The 15830-nt window shown below is 62.6% G+C and carries 18 protein-coding genes and 1 tRNA gene; 7 read left to right on the forward strand and 12 right to left on the reverse strand.

Going from position 1 to position 15830, the window contains the following annotated elements:
• Positions 1-317: 317 nt before the first annotated feature.
• From GGD57_RS04050 to GGD57_RS04060, 3 genes are read right to left on the reverse strand one after another with little or no spacing between them, the layout of a single operon-like run.
• On the reverse strand, positions 318-716 hold the full coding sequence (locus tag GGD57_RS04050; protein WP_003564680.1) for a Fur family transcriptional regulator: 399 nt from the start codon (positions 714-716) through the stop codon (positions 318-320).
• Positions 713-1525, reverse strand: coding sequence for a zinc ABC transporter permease subunit ZnuB (gene znuB / locus GGD57_RS04055; RefSeq protein ID WP_184467063.1), 813 nt, complete (start codon positions 1523-1525; stop codon positions 713-715). The genes GGD57_RS04050 and znuB overlap by 4 nt, the downstream gene beginning before the upstream one ends.
• The gene (locus GGD57_RS04060) at positions 1518-2453 is read right to left on the reverse strand and encodes an ATP-binding cassette domain-containing protein (protein ID WP_184467065.1); all 936 of its coding nucleotides are present in this window, start codon (positions 2451-2453) and stop codon (positions 1518-1520) included. Before GGD57_RS04060 ends, znuB begins: the two co-directional genes overlap by 8 nt.
• Before the next feature lie 101 nt (positions 2454-2554).
• Between GGD57_RS04060 and GGD57_RS04065 the strand changes: the two genes are divergently transcribed.
• The 3 genes from GGD57_RS04065 (at position 2555) to GGD57_RS04075 (ending at position 5088) form a co-directional block, all read left to right on the forward strand.
• Positions 2555-3571: a zinc ABC transporter substrate-binding protein gene (locus GGD57_RS04065; protein ID WP_184467067.1), complete on the forward strand. Its 1017-nt coding sequence runs from the start codon at positions 2555-2557 to the stop codon at positions 3569-3571.
• Between the two features lie 144 nt (positions 3572-3715).
• The gene (gene zigA / locus GGD57_RS04070) at positions 3716-4918 is read left to right on the forward strand and encodes a zinc metallochaperone GTPase ZigA (protein WP_184467068.1); all 1203 of its coding nucleotides are present in this window, start codon (positions 3716-3718) and stop codon (positions 4916-4918) included.
• Positions 4915-5088 carry a hypothetical protein gene (locus GGD57_RS04075; RefSeq protein WP_184467070.1) on the forward strand — a complete coding sequence of 58 codons (174 nt, stop codon included), beginning with the start codon at positions 4915-4917 and terminating at the stop codon, positions 5086-5088. The genes zigA and GGD57_RS04075 overlap by 4 nt, the downstream gene beginning before the upstream one ends.
• A gap of 318 nt (positions 5089-5406) precedes the next feature.
• Here the strand turns inward: GGD57_RS04075 and GGD57_RS04080 are convergent, their stop codons facing one another.
• A complete protein-coding gene (locus GGD57_RS04080) occupies positions 5407-5730 on the reverse strand; it encodes an RcnB family protein (RefSeq protein WP_184467072.1) in 324 nt (107 codons plus the stop codon).
• A 328-nt stretch (positions 5731-6058) separates the two neighbouring features.
• Between GGD57_RS04080 and GGD57_RS04085 the strand changes: the two genes are divergently transcribed.
• Positions 6059-6442, forward strand: coding sequence for a VOC family protein (locus GGD57_RS04085; RefSeq protein ID WP_184467074.1), 384 nt, complete (start codon positions 6059-6061; stop codon positions 6440-6442).
• Positions 6443-6606: 164 nt separating this feature from the next.
• On the forward strand, positions 6607-7938 hold the full coding sequence (locus GGD57_RS04090) for a hemolysin family protein (protein ID WP_184467077.1): 1332 nt from the start codon (positions 6607-6609) through the stop codon (positions 7936-7938).
• Between the two features lie 92 nt (positions 7939-8030).
• Here GGD57_RS04090 and chrA read toward each other — a convergent pair whose 3' ends face one another.
• Positions 8031-9452: a chromate efflux transporter gene (chrA, locus tag GGD57_RS04095; protein WP_184467079.1), complete on the reverse strand. Its 1422-nt coding sequence runs from the start codon at positions 9450-9452 to the stop codon at positions 8031-8033.
• Between the two features lies 1 nt (position 9453).
• A complete protein-coding gene (locus tag GGD57_RS04100) occupies positions 9454-10269 on the reverse strand; it encodes a chromate resistance protein ChrB domain-containing protein (RefSeq protein ID WP_184467081.1) in 816 nt (271 codons plus the stop codon).
• A gap of 334 nt (positions 10270-10603) precedes the next feature.
• On the opposite strand from GGD57_RS04100, the gene GGD57_RS04105 reads away from it, so the two are divergent.
• Complete coding sequence (locus GGD57_RS04105; RefSeq protein ID WP_184467083.1) at positions 10604-10915, forward strand: hypothetical protein; 312 nt, start codon at positions 10604-10606, stop codon at positions 10913-10915.
• A gap of 320 nt (positions 10916-11235) precedes the next feature.
• Here the strand turns inward: GGD57_RS04105 and GGD57_RS04110 are convergent, their stop codons facing one another.
• Positions 11236-11538 (reverse strand): hypothetical protein, encoded by a 303-nt coding sequence (locus tag GGD57_RS04110; protein WP_184467084.1) that lies wholly within the window; start codon positions 11536-11538, stop codon positions 11236-11238.
• A gap of 165 nt (positions 11539-11703) precedes the next feature.
• On the opposite strand from GGD57_RS04110, the gene GGD57_RS04115 reads away from it, so the two are divergent.
• Positions 11704-12024 (forward strand): hypothetical protein, encoded by a 321-nt coding sequence (locus GGD57_RS04115; protein WP_210303707.1) that lies wholly within the window; start codon positions 11704-11706, stop codon positions 12022-12024.
• Between the two features lie 28 nt (positions 12025-12052).
• Here the strand turns inward: GGD57_RS04115 and GGD57_RS04120 are convergent, their stop codons facing one another.
• The 5 genes from GGD57_RS04120 to GGD57_RS04140 all read right to left on the reverse strand — a co-directional run bounded on the left by GGD57_RS04120 (position 12053) and on the right by GGD57_RS04140 (position 15820).
• Complete coding sequence (locus GGD57_RS04120; RefSeq protein ID WP_184467086.1) at positions 12053-12349, reverse strand: hypothetical protein; 297 nt, start codon at positions 12347-12349, stop codon at positions 12053-12055.
• A 154-nt stretch (positions 12350-12503) separates the two neighbouring features.
• Positions 12504-12579 (reverse strand) — tRNA-Lys (locus tag GGD57_RS04125).
• 226 nt (positions 12580-12805) lie between these two features.
• On the reverse strand, positions 12806-13717 hold the full coding sequence (locus GGD57_RS04130) for a PhzF family phenazine biosynthesis isomerase (RefSeq protein WP_184467089.1): 912 nt from the start codon (positions 13715-13717) through the stop codon (positions 12806-12808).
• Between the two features lie 214 nt (positions 13718-13931).
• Entirely contained in the window at positions 13932-14702 is a 771-nt protein-coding gene (locus tag GGD57_RS04135) for an NUDIX hydrolase (RefSeq protein ID WP_184467091.1), read from the reverse strand.
• A gap of 8 nt (positions 14703-14710) precedes the next feature.
• On the reverse strand, positions 14711-15820 hold the full coding sequence (locus tag GGD57_RS04140) for an endonuclease/exonuclease/phosphatase family protein (protein ID WP_184467093.1): 1110 nt from the start codon (positions 15818-15820) through the stop codon (positions 14711-14713).
• Positions 15821-15830 lie beyond the last annotated feature (10 nt).

Below are 15830 nucleotides of genomic sequence, written 5' to 3' on the forward strand. Positions count from 1 at the left end.
AGAGCGACAATGGCGGCTCCGGCAAGGACGATAACGGCGGCTCCGGCAAGAGCGACAATGGCGGCCAGGGCAAAGGCTGACCTAACGCTGGCCGGGAGATTAAACTCGACCGGCGAAAGAACGCAAAAGATGAGGCCGGTTTTCCGGCCTCATCTTTTGTCGCGTTGGGTTTCCGTCGGCTCCACCACTTTCACGAAGATAGCGGGAAGACCCTTTCCATAGATCGGAGCCATTCATCGCGCGGACGCGCGGTGGTTAGTTTGCTGCGACAAGCGCAGCAATGAGGGAGGTGACGCGACTGATCCGGCCAGCGCGCCTTACGCCGCACAGGCCTCGCACAGACCGCGGATCTCGATCGTCGTCTTCTCGGGCTTGAACTTCTGCCCGCGCACCCACCCCATCAGCCGGTGGTCGACCTCGTGGTCGTGGAACTCCATCACCTGACCGCAGCTTTCGCAGATGGCGAAGGCGACGATGCCATGGCTGTGGCAATCGTCGCCCGGATGGGCGCAGGCGACGAAGGAATTGATGCTTTCCAGCCGGTGCACGACGCCATATTCGAGCAGCTTCTCAAGTGCCCGGTAGACCTGCAGCGGCGCGCGAAACCCGTGGTCACGCAGCTTGTCGAGGATGGTGTAGGCGCTGAGCGGCCCTTCGGCCTTTTCGAGCACGTCGAAAACAAGCGACTGGTTCTTGGTGAGTTGCGGTGTCGTCATGAGCCTTGTCCTTGCATGACCGGGCGGTGGCGCCGGGGAAGCAGGCTGAGAATGAACAGGATCAGCGCCGCAACCACGATCGAGGGACCGGAGGGCGTGTCGTAAGTGAGCGAGCCGAACAGCCCGCCGACGACGGCCACCGCCCCGATCAGCGAGGCGAACACCGCCATGATCTCCGGCGTCGACGAAAAACGGCGTGCCGCTGCGGCCGGGATGATCAGCAGCGAGGTGATCAGCATGATGCCGACGATCTTCATGGCGATGGCGATGACGACCGCCATCAGAAGCATGAAGAACAGCCGCGCCCGCTCCGGTCTAAGCCCCTCGGCCTCGGCCAGCTCGGCATTGACGGTGGCCGCGAGCAGCGGCCGCCACAGCCAGGCCATTGCGGCGAGCACGAAGAGCCCTCCGCCCCAGATCAGCGCGATGTCGGTCGTTGAAACGGCAAGAATATCGCCGAACAGGAAGGCGATGAGATCGATCCGCACCCAGCTCATGAAGGCAACCATGACCAGGCCGATCGCCAGTGTCGCGTGCGAGAGGATGCCGAGCAGCGCATCGGCCGACAGCGCCTGGCGCTTCTGCAGGAAAAGCAGCAGCACCGATACGAGAGCGGCGACGGCAAAGACCGCAAGCGTCAGGTTAAGCTCCAGGAGCAGCGACAGCGCCACGCCGAGCAGCGCCGAATGGGCGATCGTATCGCCGAAATAGGCCATGCGCCGCCAGATGATGAAGCAGCCGAGCGGCCCTGTCGTCAGCGCCAGCCCGACACCGGCAAGGATGGCGCGCACGAAGAAATCGTCAAGCATGGCGGCCCTCCCCATTATGGGAATGCGCATGATCGTGCCCGTGATGGTCGCCATGAGCGTGGTCATGCCCGTGCCCATGGTCATGGTCATGGGAACCGTGAGCATGCTCATGCGAGGCATGAGCGTGATGCCCGTCCTCAGGGAAGCAATGATCCGTCACCGTGCCGTCGGCATGGCGCACGCGCCCATCCGGCAGATGCGTATGGTCGTGATGATGGCTGTAGACGGCGAGCGTCTGGGCCGCGCGGCTGCCGAACAGCCGCACATATTCCGGGCTGCGGCTGACGGCCTCGGGCGTGCCGCGGCAGCAGACATGGCCGTTCAGGCAGATGACCGTGTCGGTCTCGGCCATGACGACGTGGAGATCGTGCGAGATCAGCAGGATGCCGCAACCGCTGGCATTGCGGATCGACTTGATAAGATCGTACAGCGCGATCTCGCCGGAAAAATCCACCCCTTGCACCGGCTCGTCGAGCACCAGCAGATCGGGTTTGCGGGCAATCGCGCGGGCCATCAGCGCCCGCTGGAATTCCCCGCCGGAGAGGTGCTGCACCTCGGCGTCGAGCATATGGTCGATGCCGGCGGCCTCGAGTGCGGCGCGCATGTCGCTCTCCGGCAGCGGTCCTGTCAGCGCCATTAGCCGGCGCACCGTCAGCGGCAGCGTCCAGTCGATCGACAGCTTCTGCGGGACATAGCCGACCTTGAGGCCGGCCAGACGCTCCACCCTGCCCTCATCGGGCTTCAGCACGCCGATGGCAGCCTTGGCGCTCGTCGACTTGCCGGAGCCGTTCGGCCCGATCAGCGTGACGATTTCGCCGCGTGAGACGGAAAATTCGACGCCGCGCACCAGCCAGCGGCCGCCGCGCAGGACGCCGACATTATCGAGCGAAACCAGCCGTTCGCCCTTCGTATTTGCGGGAAAGAGCATCAAATTTTCCGAAAGTGCTGTTGCGTCCTGCTATCGCACACGTTATAGCATAACGCAATTGATGTAATAACATAACAATTGTAATTCAAGCGGAGCCTGTAATGAAACGCGCCCTGGGGCCTGCCCTGAAAACCCTGGCCCTTAGAATTCCGGCCCTTGCCATCCCCGCTTTGGCGATCCCCGCCCTTTTCTTTGCCGGCAGCATGCGAGCTGCCGATGCGCCCCTCGTCGTCACCTCGATCAAGCCGGTTCATTCGCTGGTCTCAGCGATCATGCAGGGTGTCGGCGAACCGCAGCTGATCGTCGATGGCGCCGCCTCGCCGCACACCTACAATCTCAAGCCCTCGAACGCCCGCGCGCTACAGGACGCCAAGGTCATCTTCTGGGTCGGCCCCGGTCTCGAAGCCTTCCTCGAAAAGCCATTGCAGGCGCTGGGCTCGGATGCCAGCGTCGTCGAGCTCGACAACGCCCCCGGCCTGACCAAACTGCCGTTCCGCGAGGGCGGCGCTTTCGAGCCGCATGACGATGGAGATGCCGCGGAGCACGAAGCTGCTTCCGCCGATGGTCACGATCATGCCGCCGATGACCATGACCACGGCGCCTTCGACACGCATCTCTGGCTCGACCCCATGAATGCCAAGGCCATGGCCACGATGATCACCACGACGCTGGTCGCAGCCGATCCCGCCAATGCGCTGACCTATCAGGCCAATGCCAAGGCACTGGACGACAAGCTGACCGCGCTCGACAAGGAGCTTGCCGCCACCGTCGCTCCGGTCAAGGCCAAGCCCTTCATAGTCTTCCACGACGCCTACCAGTATTTCGAGCACCGCTACGGCATTCGCGTCGCCGGCTCGATCACCGTCAGCCCGGAAACCATTCCCGGCGCCGAGCGCGTTTCGGAAATCCACCGCAAGGTCGGCGAACTCGGCGCAACCTGCGTCTTCGCCGAACCCCAGTTCGAGCCGCGCCTGATCGATGTCGTCATCGAAGGCACCCGGGCCAAATCCGGCGTGCTCGATCCCGAGGCCGCGACGCTCAAGGCAGGCCCCGATCTCTACTTCACCCTCATGCGCGGCATCGCCGACAGCATGAAGGCTTGTCTCTCCAGCGCATGAAACGATGTGCCGCTCCGCGCGTCTTGTCGGACACGCGGCGCTCTGGGGAGAGCCGAGGCGGAAAGAGGCGGATGCCCCCGTTCCGCCTTTTTTCGGCTCACCATATGTAATGATATAACGTAATATCCATTCGATGAGGTTTCCATGGACAGACTTCCGGTCACGGTGCTTTCAGGCTTTCTCGGCGCCGGCAAGACGACGTTGCTCAACCACGTGCTCGCCAATCGCGAGGGTCTGCGCGTCGCCGTCATCGTCAACGACATGAGCGAGGTAAATATCGACGCCAGCCTGGTGCGCGACGGTGGCGCCAATCTCTCGCGCACCGAGGAGCAGCTGGTCGAGATGACCAACGGCTGCATCTGCTGCACGCTGCGCGACGACCTTTTGAAGGAGGTCCGTGATCTCGCCACCCAAGGCAGGTTCGATTATCTGCTGATCGAATCCACCGGCATCGCCGAGCCCCTGCCCGTCGCCACGACTTTCGAATTCCGCGACGAGAACGGCCAGAGCCTTTCCGACCTCGCAAGGCTCGATACGATGGTGACGGTCGTCGATGCCGCCAATCTGCTCGCCGATTATGCCTCCGCCGATTTCCTCGCCGACCGCGGCGAGACGGCAGGCGACGGCGACAACAGAACCATCGTCGACCTGCTGGTCGAGCAGATCGAATTCGCCGACGTCGTCGTGCTGAACAAGGTCGGCACGGCGAGCGAGGCGGAACGCGACGCCGCGCGCAAGATCATCACCGGCCTCAACCCGGATGCGAGGCTGATCGAAGCAAATTTCGGCAAGGTGGCGCTCGCCGACGTGCTCGGCACCGGCCGCTTCGATATCGACAAGGCCGAGACTCATCCGCTCTGGTACAAGGAATTGCACGGCTTCCGCGACCACGTGCCGGAGACCGAGGAATACGGCATCCGCTCCTTCGTCTATCGCGAAAAGCGGCCCTTCCATCCGGCAAAATTGCAGGCCTTTCTCGACAGGACATGGCCGGGCGTGGTGCGCGCCAAGGGCTTCTTCTGGCTGGCGACGCGGCCGCATCACGTCGGCGAGATCAGCCAGGCGGGCGCGATCGTGCGCACCGGCAAGATGGGTCTCTGGTGGGCTTCCGTGCCGCGCGAACAATGGCCAGAGGAAGCAGGCTTCCTCAGCGCCATCGGCCCTTATCTCGACCCCGTCTGGGGCGACCGCCGCCAGGAAATCGTCTTCATCGGCGCCGACCCGATGGATGAGATCTGGATCAGGAAGGAACTCGACGCCTGTCTGGTAGAAAGCGACACCTTCACGCCGGAGCGCTGGCGCAATTTGCCCGATCCCTTCGCCAGCTGGAGCCGCCAGGCGGCATGAAGGCGACGGCAGTCAGACACTACCGCTGCATCTGCGAGGAATGCGATCCATTGCCGCCGATCGAGGGGCTGCATCCGCTGACGCATGAGATTGCGGAGGAAACGGTGCGCAAGACCTGGGGATTGCTCGGCATCATCGCGGAGCGGGTGATGCCACGTCGGCAGGGGTGACGGGAATGGCGCATTGCTGGCAAACACCATGCCGTCTTTCCGCCGGTGTCGGTGGGCTTGGCACCCCCCTCTGGCCTGCCGGCCATCTCCCCCACAAAGGTGGAGATCGGCAAGAGGCTTGGCCATAGCTCCTCCCTCAACCGGTATCGACACGCGCAATGCTTTCGTTGTTTGGGGAAGCCGTCACGCCCAGCCGATCTCCACCCTTGTGGGGGAGATGCCCGGCAGGGCAAGGGGGGGGGCCACACGGCACGGCCTCTCCTACCTGCGTCTCAAAACCGGAAAGGGCGGCCTCAGCCGCCCTCATCCATCCGCCACTCAACGCCCGACGATGACGCTGGAGATGACGCCGCTGGTGACGGCGATCAGGAGGAAGTCTTTGTCGGCACGGACCCAGCGATAGCCGTGCGGCGGAGGCGTCAGACGGTAGCGGTGGTAGTCGTTGACGTCGTGGAGCCGGCGACGCTCGCTGGCGTTGATGCGGTGTCCCTTTTTCCAATGCGGCCGGATGACCGTCTTTTCGACGATCACCTTCTTCTCGACGACCGGCGGACGATGAAGATCATCGGCGCTGGCCTGGGAAACCACGAAGGGCGAGAGAAGGAAGGAAGCAGAAAGGAGAGCTGCAAAAACCTGTTTCATTTTGTGTTCCTCATGTTGGGCACGGGAGAAAATTAGGCCCGAAAAGATGAACCGAAACTGAAAGTTAAATTACACTTTCGTAATGAAATCCGAGGTCTGCGGGCCTGATTTTATATTTTAGATTAAACTTACACACCCTGACGGATCACCGTTTTGCGTGGCCGCAGACATCAATATTCCCCCGCCAAGAGCCGAGCTGAGCGTTCGGCGCATGATCCCGAAGATCGGATTCGATTTTCGGCCGGATCAGGCGCAGATTCAAAAACGCTCTTCCCGCATCCCTTCTGGCCTCGTCGGCCATCGCGCGGGGAAAACAATGGAGGAAACCATGCCCGGTATCAGCATGCGTTATATCGTCGACGACGTCGACGCTGCGCTGGAATTCTACACGAGACATCTCGGCTTCACGGTCGCGCTTCACCCCGCCCCCAGCTTTGCGATCCTGACCAAGGACGGTTTTCGCCTGCTCGTCAGCGGCATGGTGGGACCGGGCGGCGCGTCCCAGGCAATGCCCGACGGGCGAACGCCGGAGCCGGGCGGATGGAATCGCATCCAGATCGAGGTCGCAGACCTGGAGGCTGAGGTTGCCACGCTGCGCCAGGCGGGCGCGCGGTTTCGCAACGAAATCGTCCAGGGCATCGGCGGCAAGCAGATCCTGCTCGAAGACCCGGCCGGAAACCCGATCGAACTCTTCGAAGCACCGAAAGGATGAAGCCGCGGCAGCGGTCATGCTCCCGCGTCGACTGAATTGCGCGCGGGATCCTGATGACGGCAGGCCGGCATCGACGTTGCGCACGCAAGAATGGCGGCTGCGCCTTGCTACCTGTGTGCGAGCGTGTAGTTTCGGACCAGCATCAATGCAGAGGTAGGAAAAACATGTCCGAATCAGCGGGCGGGCTCTTCGACTATGTCGGGATACTAGCCGTGTTGCTTCTCGTGGCTGCCAATGGCTTCTTCGTCGCCGCCGAATTCGCGCTGGTGTCGGTGAGACGCAGCCGTGTCACCGAACTTGCCGCGGCAGGCCGCATGAATGCCTCCGCCCTGCAGCGCGCCGTCGACAATCTCGACGCCAACCTCGCGGCCACCCAGCTCGGCATCACCATCTCCTCGCTCGCCCTCGGCTGGGTCGGCGAACCGGCGCTTGCCCACCTGATCGAGCCGCTGCTGTCGTGGCTGCCCGGACAGTGGGCGGCAACAGGCGCCCATACCGTCGCCATCGTCATTGCCTTCGTTATCATCACCGCATTGCACATCGTGCTCGGCGAGCTCGCGCCGAAAAGCCTGGCGCTTCAGCGCAGCGAAGCCACCTCGCTTGCCGTGGTGCGTCCACTCGGGCTTTTCCTGGTGCTGTTCAAGCCGGCGATCTTCACCCTGAACGGCATGGGCAACCTCGTACTCCGGGCCGTCGGACTTCGCGCCGGGACGGGCGAATCATCGTTCCACTCACCGCAGGAATTGAAGCTTCTGGTCGCCGAGAGCCAGGAGGCCGGTCTCTTGAACCAGGTGCAGCAGCAGCTTGTCGAACGGGTCTTCAACATCGGCGACAGGCCGATCTCCGACATCATGACCCCGCGCCTCGATATCGAATGGTTCGATGCCGACGACAGCGAGGCCGAGATCCTGAAGACGATCCGCGAATGTGCCCACGAACAATTGCTGGTCGCCCGCGGCTCGATCGACGAACCGATCGGCATGGTGCTGAAGAAGGATCTTCTCGATCAGGTTCTCGACGGCGGCAAGGTCAGGCCGATGGCAGTGATCAAGCAGCCGCTGGTGCTGCACGAGGGCACCTCGGTTGTGCGCGTGCTCGACAGTTTCAAGGCCTCCCCTGTCCGGCTCGCCATTATCATCGACGAATATGGCAGCCTGGAAGGCATCGTCACCCAGACCGATCTGCTCGAAGCCATCGCTGGCGACCTGCCTGGATCAAACGAAGAGCCCGACATCATTGTGCGCGAAGACGGATCGCTGCTGATCGATGCGATGATGCCGGCCTTCGACGCCTTCGAGCGGCTGGGCCTGCGCGATCGTCCGGATGCCGATTTCCACACACTTGCGGGCTTCGCGCTGCACCAGCTCCAGCACATCCCCGAAGCCGGCGAAACCTTCGTTTTCGATAGCTGGCGCTTCGAAGTGCTCGATATGGACGGCATGCGCATCGACAAGATGCTGGCAACGCGCATCCAGGCGGACGGAGTGGAAGCCTGATCGCATCGCATCAAGCTTGTTTCATGCCACGCTCTTCAATTTCGTTGTTTATGCTTGTCGCCCGGAACCGCTGCACATGTCCGGGACAAGCATTAGCCGACAGCGAGCGTCCAGAGCATTCCTGAAATCGCGCAGACAAGCAGCGTCGTGATGACCGACGTCTTGAACCGGAAGATCGCGACGGCGGCGGCGGCCGACAGCGCCATTGCCGGCGGCACGGCCGATTGCAGCAGGGGGATATCGAGCCGCAAACCGCCAAGGTGCACGGTCGCGACCTCGGCAAACAGCGTGTGCAGGCCGAACCAGATGGCGAGATTGAGGATGACGCCCACCACCGCCGCCGTGATGGCCGACATCGCTCCGGCGAGCGCGACATTGCCGCGCAATTTTTCGATGAACGGCGCGCCGAGAAAGATCCAGAGGAAACAGGGGACGAAGGTCACCCAAGTCGTCAGGATTGCCGCAAGCGTGGCGGCGAGCATCGGATCGAGCGATCCGGGATTGCGGTAGGCGCCCATGAAGCCGACGAACTGGAGCACCATGATCAGCGGCCCCGGCGTCGTCTCGGCCATGCCGAGACCATCGAGCATCTCGCCCGGTCTCAGCCAGCCGAAACGCTGCACCGCCTCCTGCGCGACATAGGCAAGCGCGGCATAGGCCCCGCCGAAGGTGACGACCGCCATCTTGCTGAAGAACAGACCGATCTGGCTGAAGACGTCGCCCGGCCCGAAGGCCGCGTAAAGCGCTGCGACGGGCACGAGCCAGAGGGCAAGCAGCGCCGCCGAGATCCGCAGCGACCAGGCGAGATTGGGGCGCGCATGATCAGGTATGCCCTCGCCGAGCGCCGAGTCGGCATCCGACAGCACCGCGCCGCTTGTGGCCTTGTGGCCGCCGCCGGGGCTGAAGGCTTCGAGCCCGAAGCGGCCGCCGAGAAAACCGGCGATGGCGGCAGCCAGCACGATCAGCGGGAACGGCACGTGGAAGAAGAAGATGGCAACGAAGGCGGCGGCCGCAATCGCCAGCATGACGCGATTCCTCAGCGCCCGGCCGCCGATGCGGATGACAGCCTGCACGACGACGGCAAGCACGGCCGCCTTCAGCCCGAAGAACAGCCCGGCGACGATGCCGACGCTGCCATAGGCCGCATAGATATAGCTGAGGGCGAGGATCGACAGGAAGCCCGGCAGAACGAACAAGATGCCGGCGACGAGGCCGCCCAATGTGCGATGCATCAGCCAGCCGATATAGACGGCGAGCTGCTGCGCCTCGGGGCCGGGAAGCAGCATGCAATAATTCAGCGCATGCAGGAAACGGTGCTCGCCGATCCATCGTTTCTCGTCGACGATGATCCGATGCATAACGGCGATCTGGCCGGCCGGGCCGCCGAAGCTCAAGGCGGCGACGCGCAGCCACACCCGGAAGGCCTCCCCGAACGAGACGCCGTGATGATGCCCCTCGCCCGCGTCCTTCCGCCCCGCCTGCCCGGCGGGCACATTCTCCGTCATCTCGACCATCTCACGCCCTCTTTTTCGGCGCGGGCCAGTTGTGGGTTTCCTCAGTCGCATCGCGGCACCAGCGGAAGAAGGCATCGTAGAGAAGCATGCCGGCCTCGAGCTGCTCCAGATCGTCGGAATACATCCTGGAAAGGCCGAGCGAGGCGGCAAGCAGGCCGGACGCCTCGGGCGCGAGATCGAGCCTTGCGGTATCCGCCGCCCTGACGATCTTCGCGAGGTGCAGGAGCGGTTCGGACGCCAGCCCGAACTCCTCGACCATCACGTCGAAGGTGCAAAGCTCGCCGCGATGGCTCCAGAACACGTCCTCGATATCGAAGGGCACGGCCCCGAAGCGCTCGCCGACGGCGATGACGTCAGGCGCCGGCACGAACAGGAAGACGGCGTGGGGATCGACGAAGCGCCGGATCAGCCAGGGACAGGCGATGCGGTCGATCTTCGGCCGTGCCCTGGTCACCCAGACGGTGCGCCCCTGCCCGTCGCGGCGCGGCAGCTTCGCCTCGGGCACGACGGCGCCTGCCGCAACCCAGGCTTCGAAGCCGCCTTCGAGGCTTTCAGCCTCGATCCCGGCATGCCTGAGATAGGCGGCGACACCGTGGCTGAGCTTGGCGCCCCTCTGGCAGACCACCACGGCGGCATCGGCATCGATGCTATCGGCCCAGGATGCAATGTCAGTATGGTCGCGCCGGATCGAGCCCGGAATCAGGCGCGGATCGAGCCCGAAATCCTCCTCCGTACGCACATCGATGATGGTAGGCGCACCGGGAGTTCCGATGAGGCGATTGAGCTTGTCGGGAGAAATTTCGAGAAATGACGGCATGACGCGTCCTCCGTTGATCGGGTTTACCGGACGCGATTCTTCAGCATGACGCCTCGTGGGGTGATCGCAACCCCAGACCCAAAGCATTGGCAAAGAGACGCCATCCTGTCAAGGACGACGCTTCCGCTGCGGTTATGTCTGTCTACACTGCGGCTGTGCCGTGCGTATGACAATGTCCTATCTCGTCCGGCGTCATCCTCAGCAATGCCATTCGTGTGCTGCCCAAGGAGCCGTTCACATCCCAAAAACCCCGCCAACACAAACACTTCGGCCCCAGAATGGAACAAAAAGCCCACTCGGCCATTTCTCTCTCACCGAAAGAGGAGAAAGTACCATGACGTACGACCCCAATAATGCCAACGACCCGAACCGCCCGCTGAACCCGAATCTGGATCTGCGCACCACGCCGAGCGCGCGCAGCAGCAATACATGGGTTGTCTGGGTCGCTGCATTGGCCGTGATCGCTGTCGCTGCATTCGCCTATTCGCAGTGGAGCACCCCCGGCACATCCCCGGACACGACAGCTTCCACGACCCAATCCGAGCCGGCGCCGGCCAAGCCGATCGCTCCGACCGACAACAGCGCAACACCCGCACCGGCTCCCGCAACGCCGGCCACGCCGCCGGCTGCCCCTGCCCAGCAGTAACCCTGCTCGGCGCATAGAAGCTGGAAGCATCCCTGGCGCGCCGTGTCCGACACGCCAGGGATGGTTCATGGTTTTGATTGGCTCATGAACGAGAAACCAGTTCTGTGCCGGCACGGGGCATCTTTTCACCGCCAGCCCTTGAACCTCTTGGAACAAGCCTTATATTTCAATCATTGAGCTTGTCTCCGACGGCTGACCACGGATGTACTGGCAGCCGTCGTCGAGACAAATCGAGGAAGGTCGGTGCGAGTTTCGCCCGGCCTTTTTTCTTGTCCTCATCATCGCCGCCAAACCCGCTCGGCCGTCGCAATCTCGACGAATTACTTGGGAATCCTGTTGTAGAAGGATTGCGGATCGTACACGCACTCATAGTCGAGAAGGCAGAGCTTGCCGTCGCCGTCCTTGATCCTCGCGGTGTTGTATTTATCGCCCAGACTGCATCTCGCCGGCGGATAGCGGAAACTGCGCCCACCGAAACCCATGCGCACGAAGACCTTCTTGTCCTGGCGGATGATCTGCGCAAGCTGCCCGCAGCTGTGATCCCTGGCATTGACCTCCACCGCCTCGGCGGCAAAGCCTGCGGAGGGAAGCAACAGCGCGACGGCCAGAACGAGGCTTTTCATGGAGACTCCTGAACATGAAAGGGCAGAGCTAGGCCACATGCATCCATGCCGCCAGCCTTCAACGCCTTATGATAGCCTGCAAACGGCTCGGACGGAATTGTCCGCACGATCGATCATGCCGAGTACATCCCGATCCGTTAAGATGTATCACCTATCCTGCCGGCCATGAAACCGACCTTTGGACGCAGGCGCCCCGCATTACCCGAGCGCCCAGCATTACTCGAACGAAAGCGGATCGAGACCGCTCCGGCGCCTGGGAATGATGCGGCCTATGACTGGCGCAGGATCGGTCGATACGGCAGAAACGGCGCCCTTGCCCTTCTGATCGCCGCAAAGCTTGCCGTTGCGGCCATTCACTTCTCCGCGCTCGACAAGTCCTACTCTTTCTCGGAATACGCACCGCCCATGGCGGCGATGGCGGCCCTGGTGATTTTCATCCTCGGAGCCCTCTGGCTCCTCGGCATGAAGCCGACCGACCGCGACTGAGGCGCCTGCAGATCCCGACCTTCGAATATCAGGGGAAATTATAGGACGAGGCGGGATCGAGGACGCAGGCATAGTCGAGAACGCACTGCTTGCCCGCCGCATCGCGAAAGCTGGTCGTGGTGCGCTTGTCGCCCAGGCTGCATTGGGCCGGCGGATAGCGGAAGCTGCGGCCGCCGAAACCGACACGCACAAACACCTTCTTATTTTCTCGGATGATCTGCGCAATCTCCCCGCAGTTGTGATCCCCCGCCTTGACCTGCATCACGCCGGCGGCAAAAGCCGGCAGCGGCAAAGACAAGGCGACAGCGAAAATGACGCTTCTCATGGCCCCCTCCAGTCTATCAGAGGAAGATAGGGCGAGCCGATCGATGCGGCCAGTGGCTCTGAGAAGGCGAACCACGGCGCCGCGTTCCGGAACGATTTCCAGCAGGCCGGAAAATCCGGCCTGGTTTGAAATCCATCAATCTTTTCAAGAGATTTGGTGGGTGATGTAGGGCTCGAACCTACGACCCGCTGATTAAGAGTCAGCTGCTCTACCAACTGAGCTAATCACCCGTTCGCGCTTGGCTGCGCGGTGTGACCGGGCGTATAAACAGGATCGGCAGGCTTGTCCAGCACATCGACGAAATTTCTTTGGTTAATTGCAAAGATTTTTCTGCACGGCTGAAATGTGGCACCCAGCCCCGAAAATCGGAACCGGTTTTCGCAAAGGATTATCCGCAGATTCAAACGCATAGAACGCCGTGGCGCGGCCTCTCGGCCGCGCGGCACTCTGACGAAATCAAAGGTCGAGCGTGCCGCTCGCCAGCCTTACCGCCTGGCCGCCGATCCGCGCATTGGAAATCGCGCCGCCGTCGACATCGATATGCAGGTGGATGAAGGAGGGCCGGCCCATCTCGACGCCCTGCTCGATCATGATCGGGTGATGCCCGTCCGTCAGCCGGTCGAAATGGTGGATCGCGCCGGAGAGTGCCGCCGCCGCCGAACCGGTGGCCGGATCTTCGACGATGCCCATGCCGCTTGCGAACATGCGCGCATGGAACTTCGCCACGTGGTTGATGCCGCCGCGGCAATAGACATAGGCCGAGGCAAGCGCGCCATCGACGAAGGGCACGATCTTTTCCCAGAGCTGCGGATCGAATTCCACCCGCTGCGCGGCGCCGACATCGTGCACCGGAATGAGCAGGAAGGGAACGCCGGCGCTCCAGATCGAGGGCACATGATTTTCGAAGCCGATCTCGGTGACCTTCAGCGACAGCGCGTCGGCCATGCCAAGCTTGTCGAGCGGCATGACGGCCTGTTGCGATTTGCGCGGCAGGTCGAATTCGGCAAAGCTCGCCTCGCCCTCCCTCAGCCGCACGGCGCAGCGCACCGGCCCGACATTTTCCTCGATGACGGTGACGAGATCGCGGTTTACGGCGCCATGCGTCCGTTCGGCGAGCGCAATCGCCGTGCCGACCGTCGGATGACCGGCAAACGGCAATTCGCGCCCCGGGGTAAATATCCTGATCCTGGCCGCATAGGCGGGATTGCTCGAAGGCTGCACGAAAACCGTCTCCGAGAGATTGATCTCCCGAGTAATCGCCTGCATCGCCTCGTCGCTGAGATCGTCTCCGTCGAAGATCACCGCCAGCGGATTGCCGGCAAGCTTTCGATCGGTGAACACGTCATAGACGCTGTAGCTTCGCGCCACATCGGCCTCCTTGAATCGATCATCGCGCCGCCAACCTGCCCGACCGGGCGAGCGAGCGCAAGGCGGTAAGTCCGGTAACAACAACGCATGTCCGGCGGGAGGCGTCAGTAGTCTTGAATTTGCGCGTGATGCTTAATGAAAATCGATTTTTGTTTTTTGGGAGCGTTCGACGAGCGTGTCAGCGAACGGAAAAAAGGGCGTGCCGTGGGACACCCTACACGCCCTTATTCCCGAAATACCAATCAATCACCGGCAGCATCGCCCGGTTATACGGATAGGCGGCATGATCGGCCGAGCGGATTGCCACAGCACCCGCAATCTCCTTGTCTTCGGCGACCAGCATGTGGGCCTCGATCCGCTCGACCATTTCGTCGGCCGTCAGGTCGAAGCGGAAGAGGCGCATGAGCGTCACCGTCCGGTTGGCGTGGCTGGCATAGAGCTCCTGCCCCGCCACGGCATCGGAGAGGTTGAAGCCGGTCTCCTCATGGACTTCGCGGCGCATATTGGCCTCGATGTCGCAGCGCCCGTCGACGATATCCTCCGCCTCCAGCGAACCGGCGGCGAAATAGACCTGGCCGGGATTGGCGGTATGGGCGCCCATGCGGATCGCCACCAGCGCACCATCGGCGCTTTCGAGTACGGGATAGGCGAAGATGTGCAGGCCGCCCTGGCGCTGCGGCTGGCGGCGCCACCACATGAAAGCGGAAAAGGGAGTGACGTAGCCCTCGCCCGAAATCCCGTCTTCACCAAGCGACAGCTGCTGCTGGAACACCAGGCGCCCGTCGAACAGCGCCGGATTGGCGGCCGTTTCCCTGGCCCAGTTCTCGCGGATGTCAGTCTCCTCGGCGACAACAAGTGGATGGGTTCCGGGCAGGACGCGCAGATCGACGCCGGCGATCGGGAAGACGGTGGCCTCCGGCGGCCAGCCGGCGAAATCATCGGAAAAATCGCTGTGCGGGAAATTCATGTTCAAATTGGTTTTCATGTGCGCTTTCAGGGGAGATCCAGTGTCATGACGACGGGGCAGTGATCGGACGCCTTCGGCCGGTCCCAGCCGGTGCGCGGGTAACGCTCCACCTCCTGCCCCGGCGGGAAGATGGTGCGATAGGGCTGGCCGCTGCGGATGATTTCAGGCAGGCGGCCGGCATTATGGGCGGCAAGTGCCGGCGAAAGCCAGAGATAATCGAGTTGGCAGAGCCACTGCTCCTGCGGCCCGCGGGAGTGATAGAGCGTCCAGCGGTCGAGAGGCTCGCGGCGGCGCACGACGTTTTCGGCAAAGCCGTCGCGGCTGAAGACGTCGAGGGCGCTTTCGGCCTCTTGCCTATGCTCGAAGCGGTAATCGGTGCCGCGGCGGCCGATGACATCGACGCGCTCCTGATAATCGTTCATGTCGCCGCAAATGGCGAAGCTCTCCGAGGCTGCGTGGTCCACCCCGAAGCGGTCCTCGATGATGCGGCGCACAGCGCGCGCCTCGGCCCGGCGGATCGGCATGGTCGACTGGCGCCCGTCCAGCCCGTCGCGCGGATTGCCCATCGATTTGAAATGCACGACATAGAGCGAAAGCGGCCGGCCGCCGATCAGAAGGTCGAGTTCCAGGCAATCGCGCTTGAAGATCTTGTCGTCGATGCGGTTGGTGGGTGCCAGTTCCTCGTCGAAGAGATCGAGATCGCGATAGGTCGTCATCGCATGGCTTCTGATATCCCTGACCTCGATCTTCTGTCCGTCGCGCGTTTCCTCGCGCATCAGGACCGCGACATCGATGCCGCGGCTGTCATTACCTTCCACCAGGAATTTCTGCCGATAGCCGTTTCCGACCATTCGGAAGAGATAGCCGTATTCGAAGGCATGAAGTGCGGCCATATTGTCGATTTCCTGCAGGCAGAGGATATCGGCATCCGCATCAGCAATCGCCAGCGCCGTCATCTGCCTGGTGTCGTCGGTCGCCGCGATCACGCGCGCCTGCTCGAGCTGCTGATAGACGCCCTCGCTATTGACCTCGAAAAGCTTGATGACGCGGTCCTGGCGCAGCTGGTTGCGGAAGCCGGTGAAATCAAAACGGGTCAGCAGATTTTCGACGTTGAAGGTGGCGAGACGAAGCGACATGGCAATGGTC

It is taken from the genome of Rhizobium esperanzae, from assembly GCF_014197615.1.
GTDB lineage: Bacteria > Pseudomonadota > Alphaproteobacteria > Rhizobiales > Rhizobiaceae > Rhizobium > Rhizobium esperanzae_A.

Excerpts from the sequence above, each read along its gene's own strand:
- GGD57_RS04050 (WP_003564680.1), bottom strand. The coding sequence starts at position 716 with ATGACGACACCGCAACTCACCAAGAACCAGTCGCTTGTTTTCGACGTG.
- znuB (WP_184467063.1), bottom strand. The coding sequence starts at position 1,525 with ATGCTTGACGATTTCTTCGTGCGCGCCATCCTTGCCGGTGTCGGGCTG.
- GGD57_RS04060 (WP_184467065.1), bottom strand. The coding sequence starts at position 2,453 with ATGCTCTTTCCCGCAAATACGAAGGGCGAACGGCTGGTTTCGCTCGAT.
- GGD57_RS04065 (WP_184467067.1), top strand. The coding sequence starts at position 2,555 with ATGAAACGCGCCCTGGGGCCTGCCCTGAAAACCCTGGCCCTTAGAATT.
- zigA (WP_184467068.1), top strand. The coding sequence starts at position 3,716 with ATGGACAGACTTCCGGTCACGGTGCTTTCAGGCTTTCTCGGCGCCGGC.
- GGD57_RS04075 (WP_184467070.1), top strand. The coding sequence starts at position 4,915 with ATGAAGGCGACGGCAGTCAGACACTACCGCTGCATCTGCGAGGAATGC.
- GGD57_RS04080 (WP_184467072.1), bottom strand. The coding sequence starts at position 5,730 with ATGAAACAGGTTTTTGCAGCTCTCCTTTCTGCTTCCTTCCTTCTCTCG.
- GGD57_RS04085 (WP_184467074.1), top strand. The coding sequence starts at position 6,059 with ATGCCCGGTATCAGCATGCGTTATATCGTCGACGACGTCGACGCTGCG.
- GGD57_RS04090 (WP_184467077.1), top strand. The coding sequence starts at position 6,607 with ATGTCCGAATCAGCGGGCGGGCTCTTCGACTATGTCGGGATACTAGCC.
- chrA (WP_184467079.1), bottom strand. The coding sequence starts at position 9,452 with ATGGTCGAGATGACGGAGAATGTGCCCGCCGGGCAGGCGGGGCGGAAG.
- GGD57_RS04100 (WP_184467081.1), bottom strand. The coding sequence starts at position 10,269 with ATGCCGTCATTTCTCGAAATTTCTCCCGACAAGCTCAATCGCCTCATC.
- GGD57_RS04105 (WP_184467083.1), top strand. The coding sequence starts at position 10,604 with ATGACGTACGACCCCAATAATGCCAACGACCCGAACCGCCCGCTGAAC.
- GGD57_RS04110 (WP_184467084.1), bottom strand. The coding sequence starts at position 11,538 with ATGAAAAGCCTCGTTCTGGCCGTCGCGCTGTTGCTTCCCTCCGCAGGC.
- GGD57_RS04115 (WP_210303707.1), top strand. The coding sequence starts at position 11,704 with ATGAAACCGACCTTTGGACGCAGGCGCCCCGCATTACCCGAGCGCCCA.
- GGD57_RS04120 (WP_184467086.1), bottom strand. The coding sequence starts at position 12,349 with ATGAGAAGCGTCATTTTCGCTGTCGCCTTGTCTTTGCCGCTGCCGGCT.
- GGD57_RS04135 (WP_184467091.1), bottom strand. The coding sequence starts at position 14,702 with ATGAAAACCAATTTGAACATGAATTTCCCGCACAGCGATTTTTCCGAT.
- GGD57_RS04140 (WP_184467093.1), bottom strand. The coding sequence starts at position 15,820 with ATGTCGCTTCGTCTCGCCACCTTCAACGTCGAAAATCTGCTGACCCGT.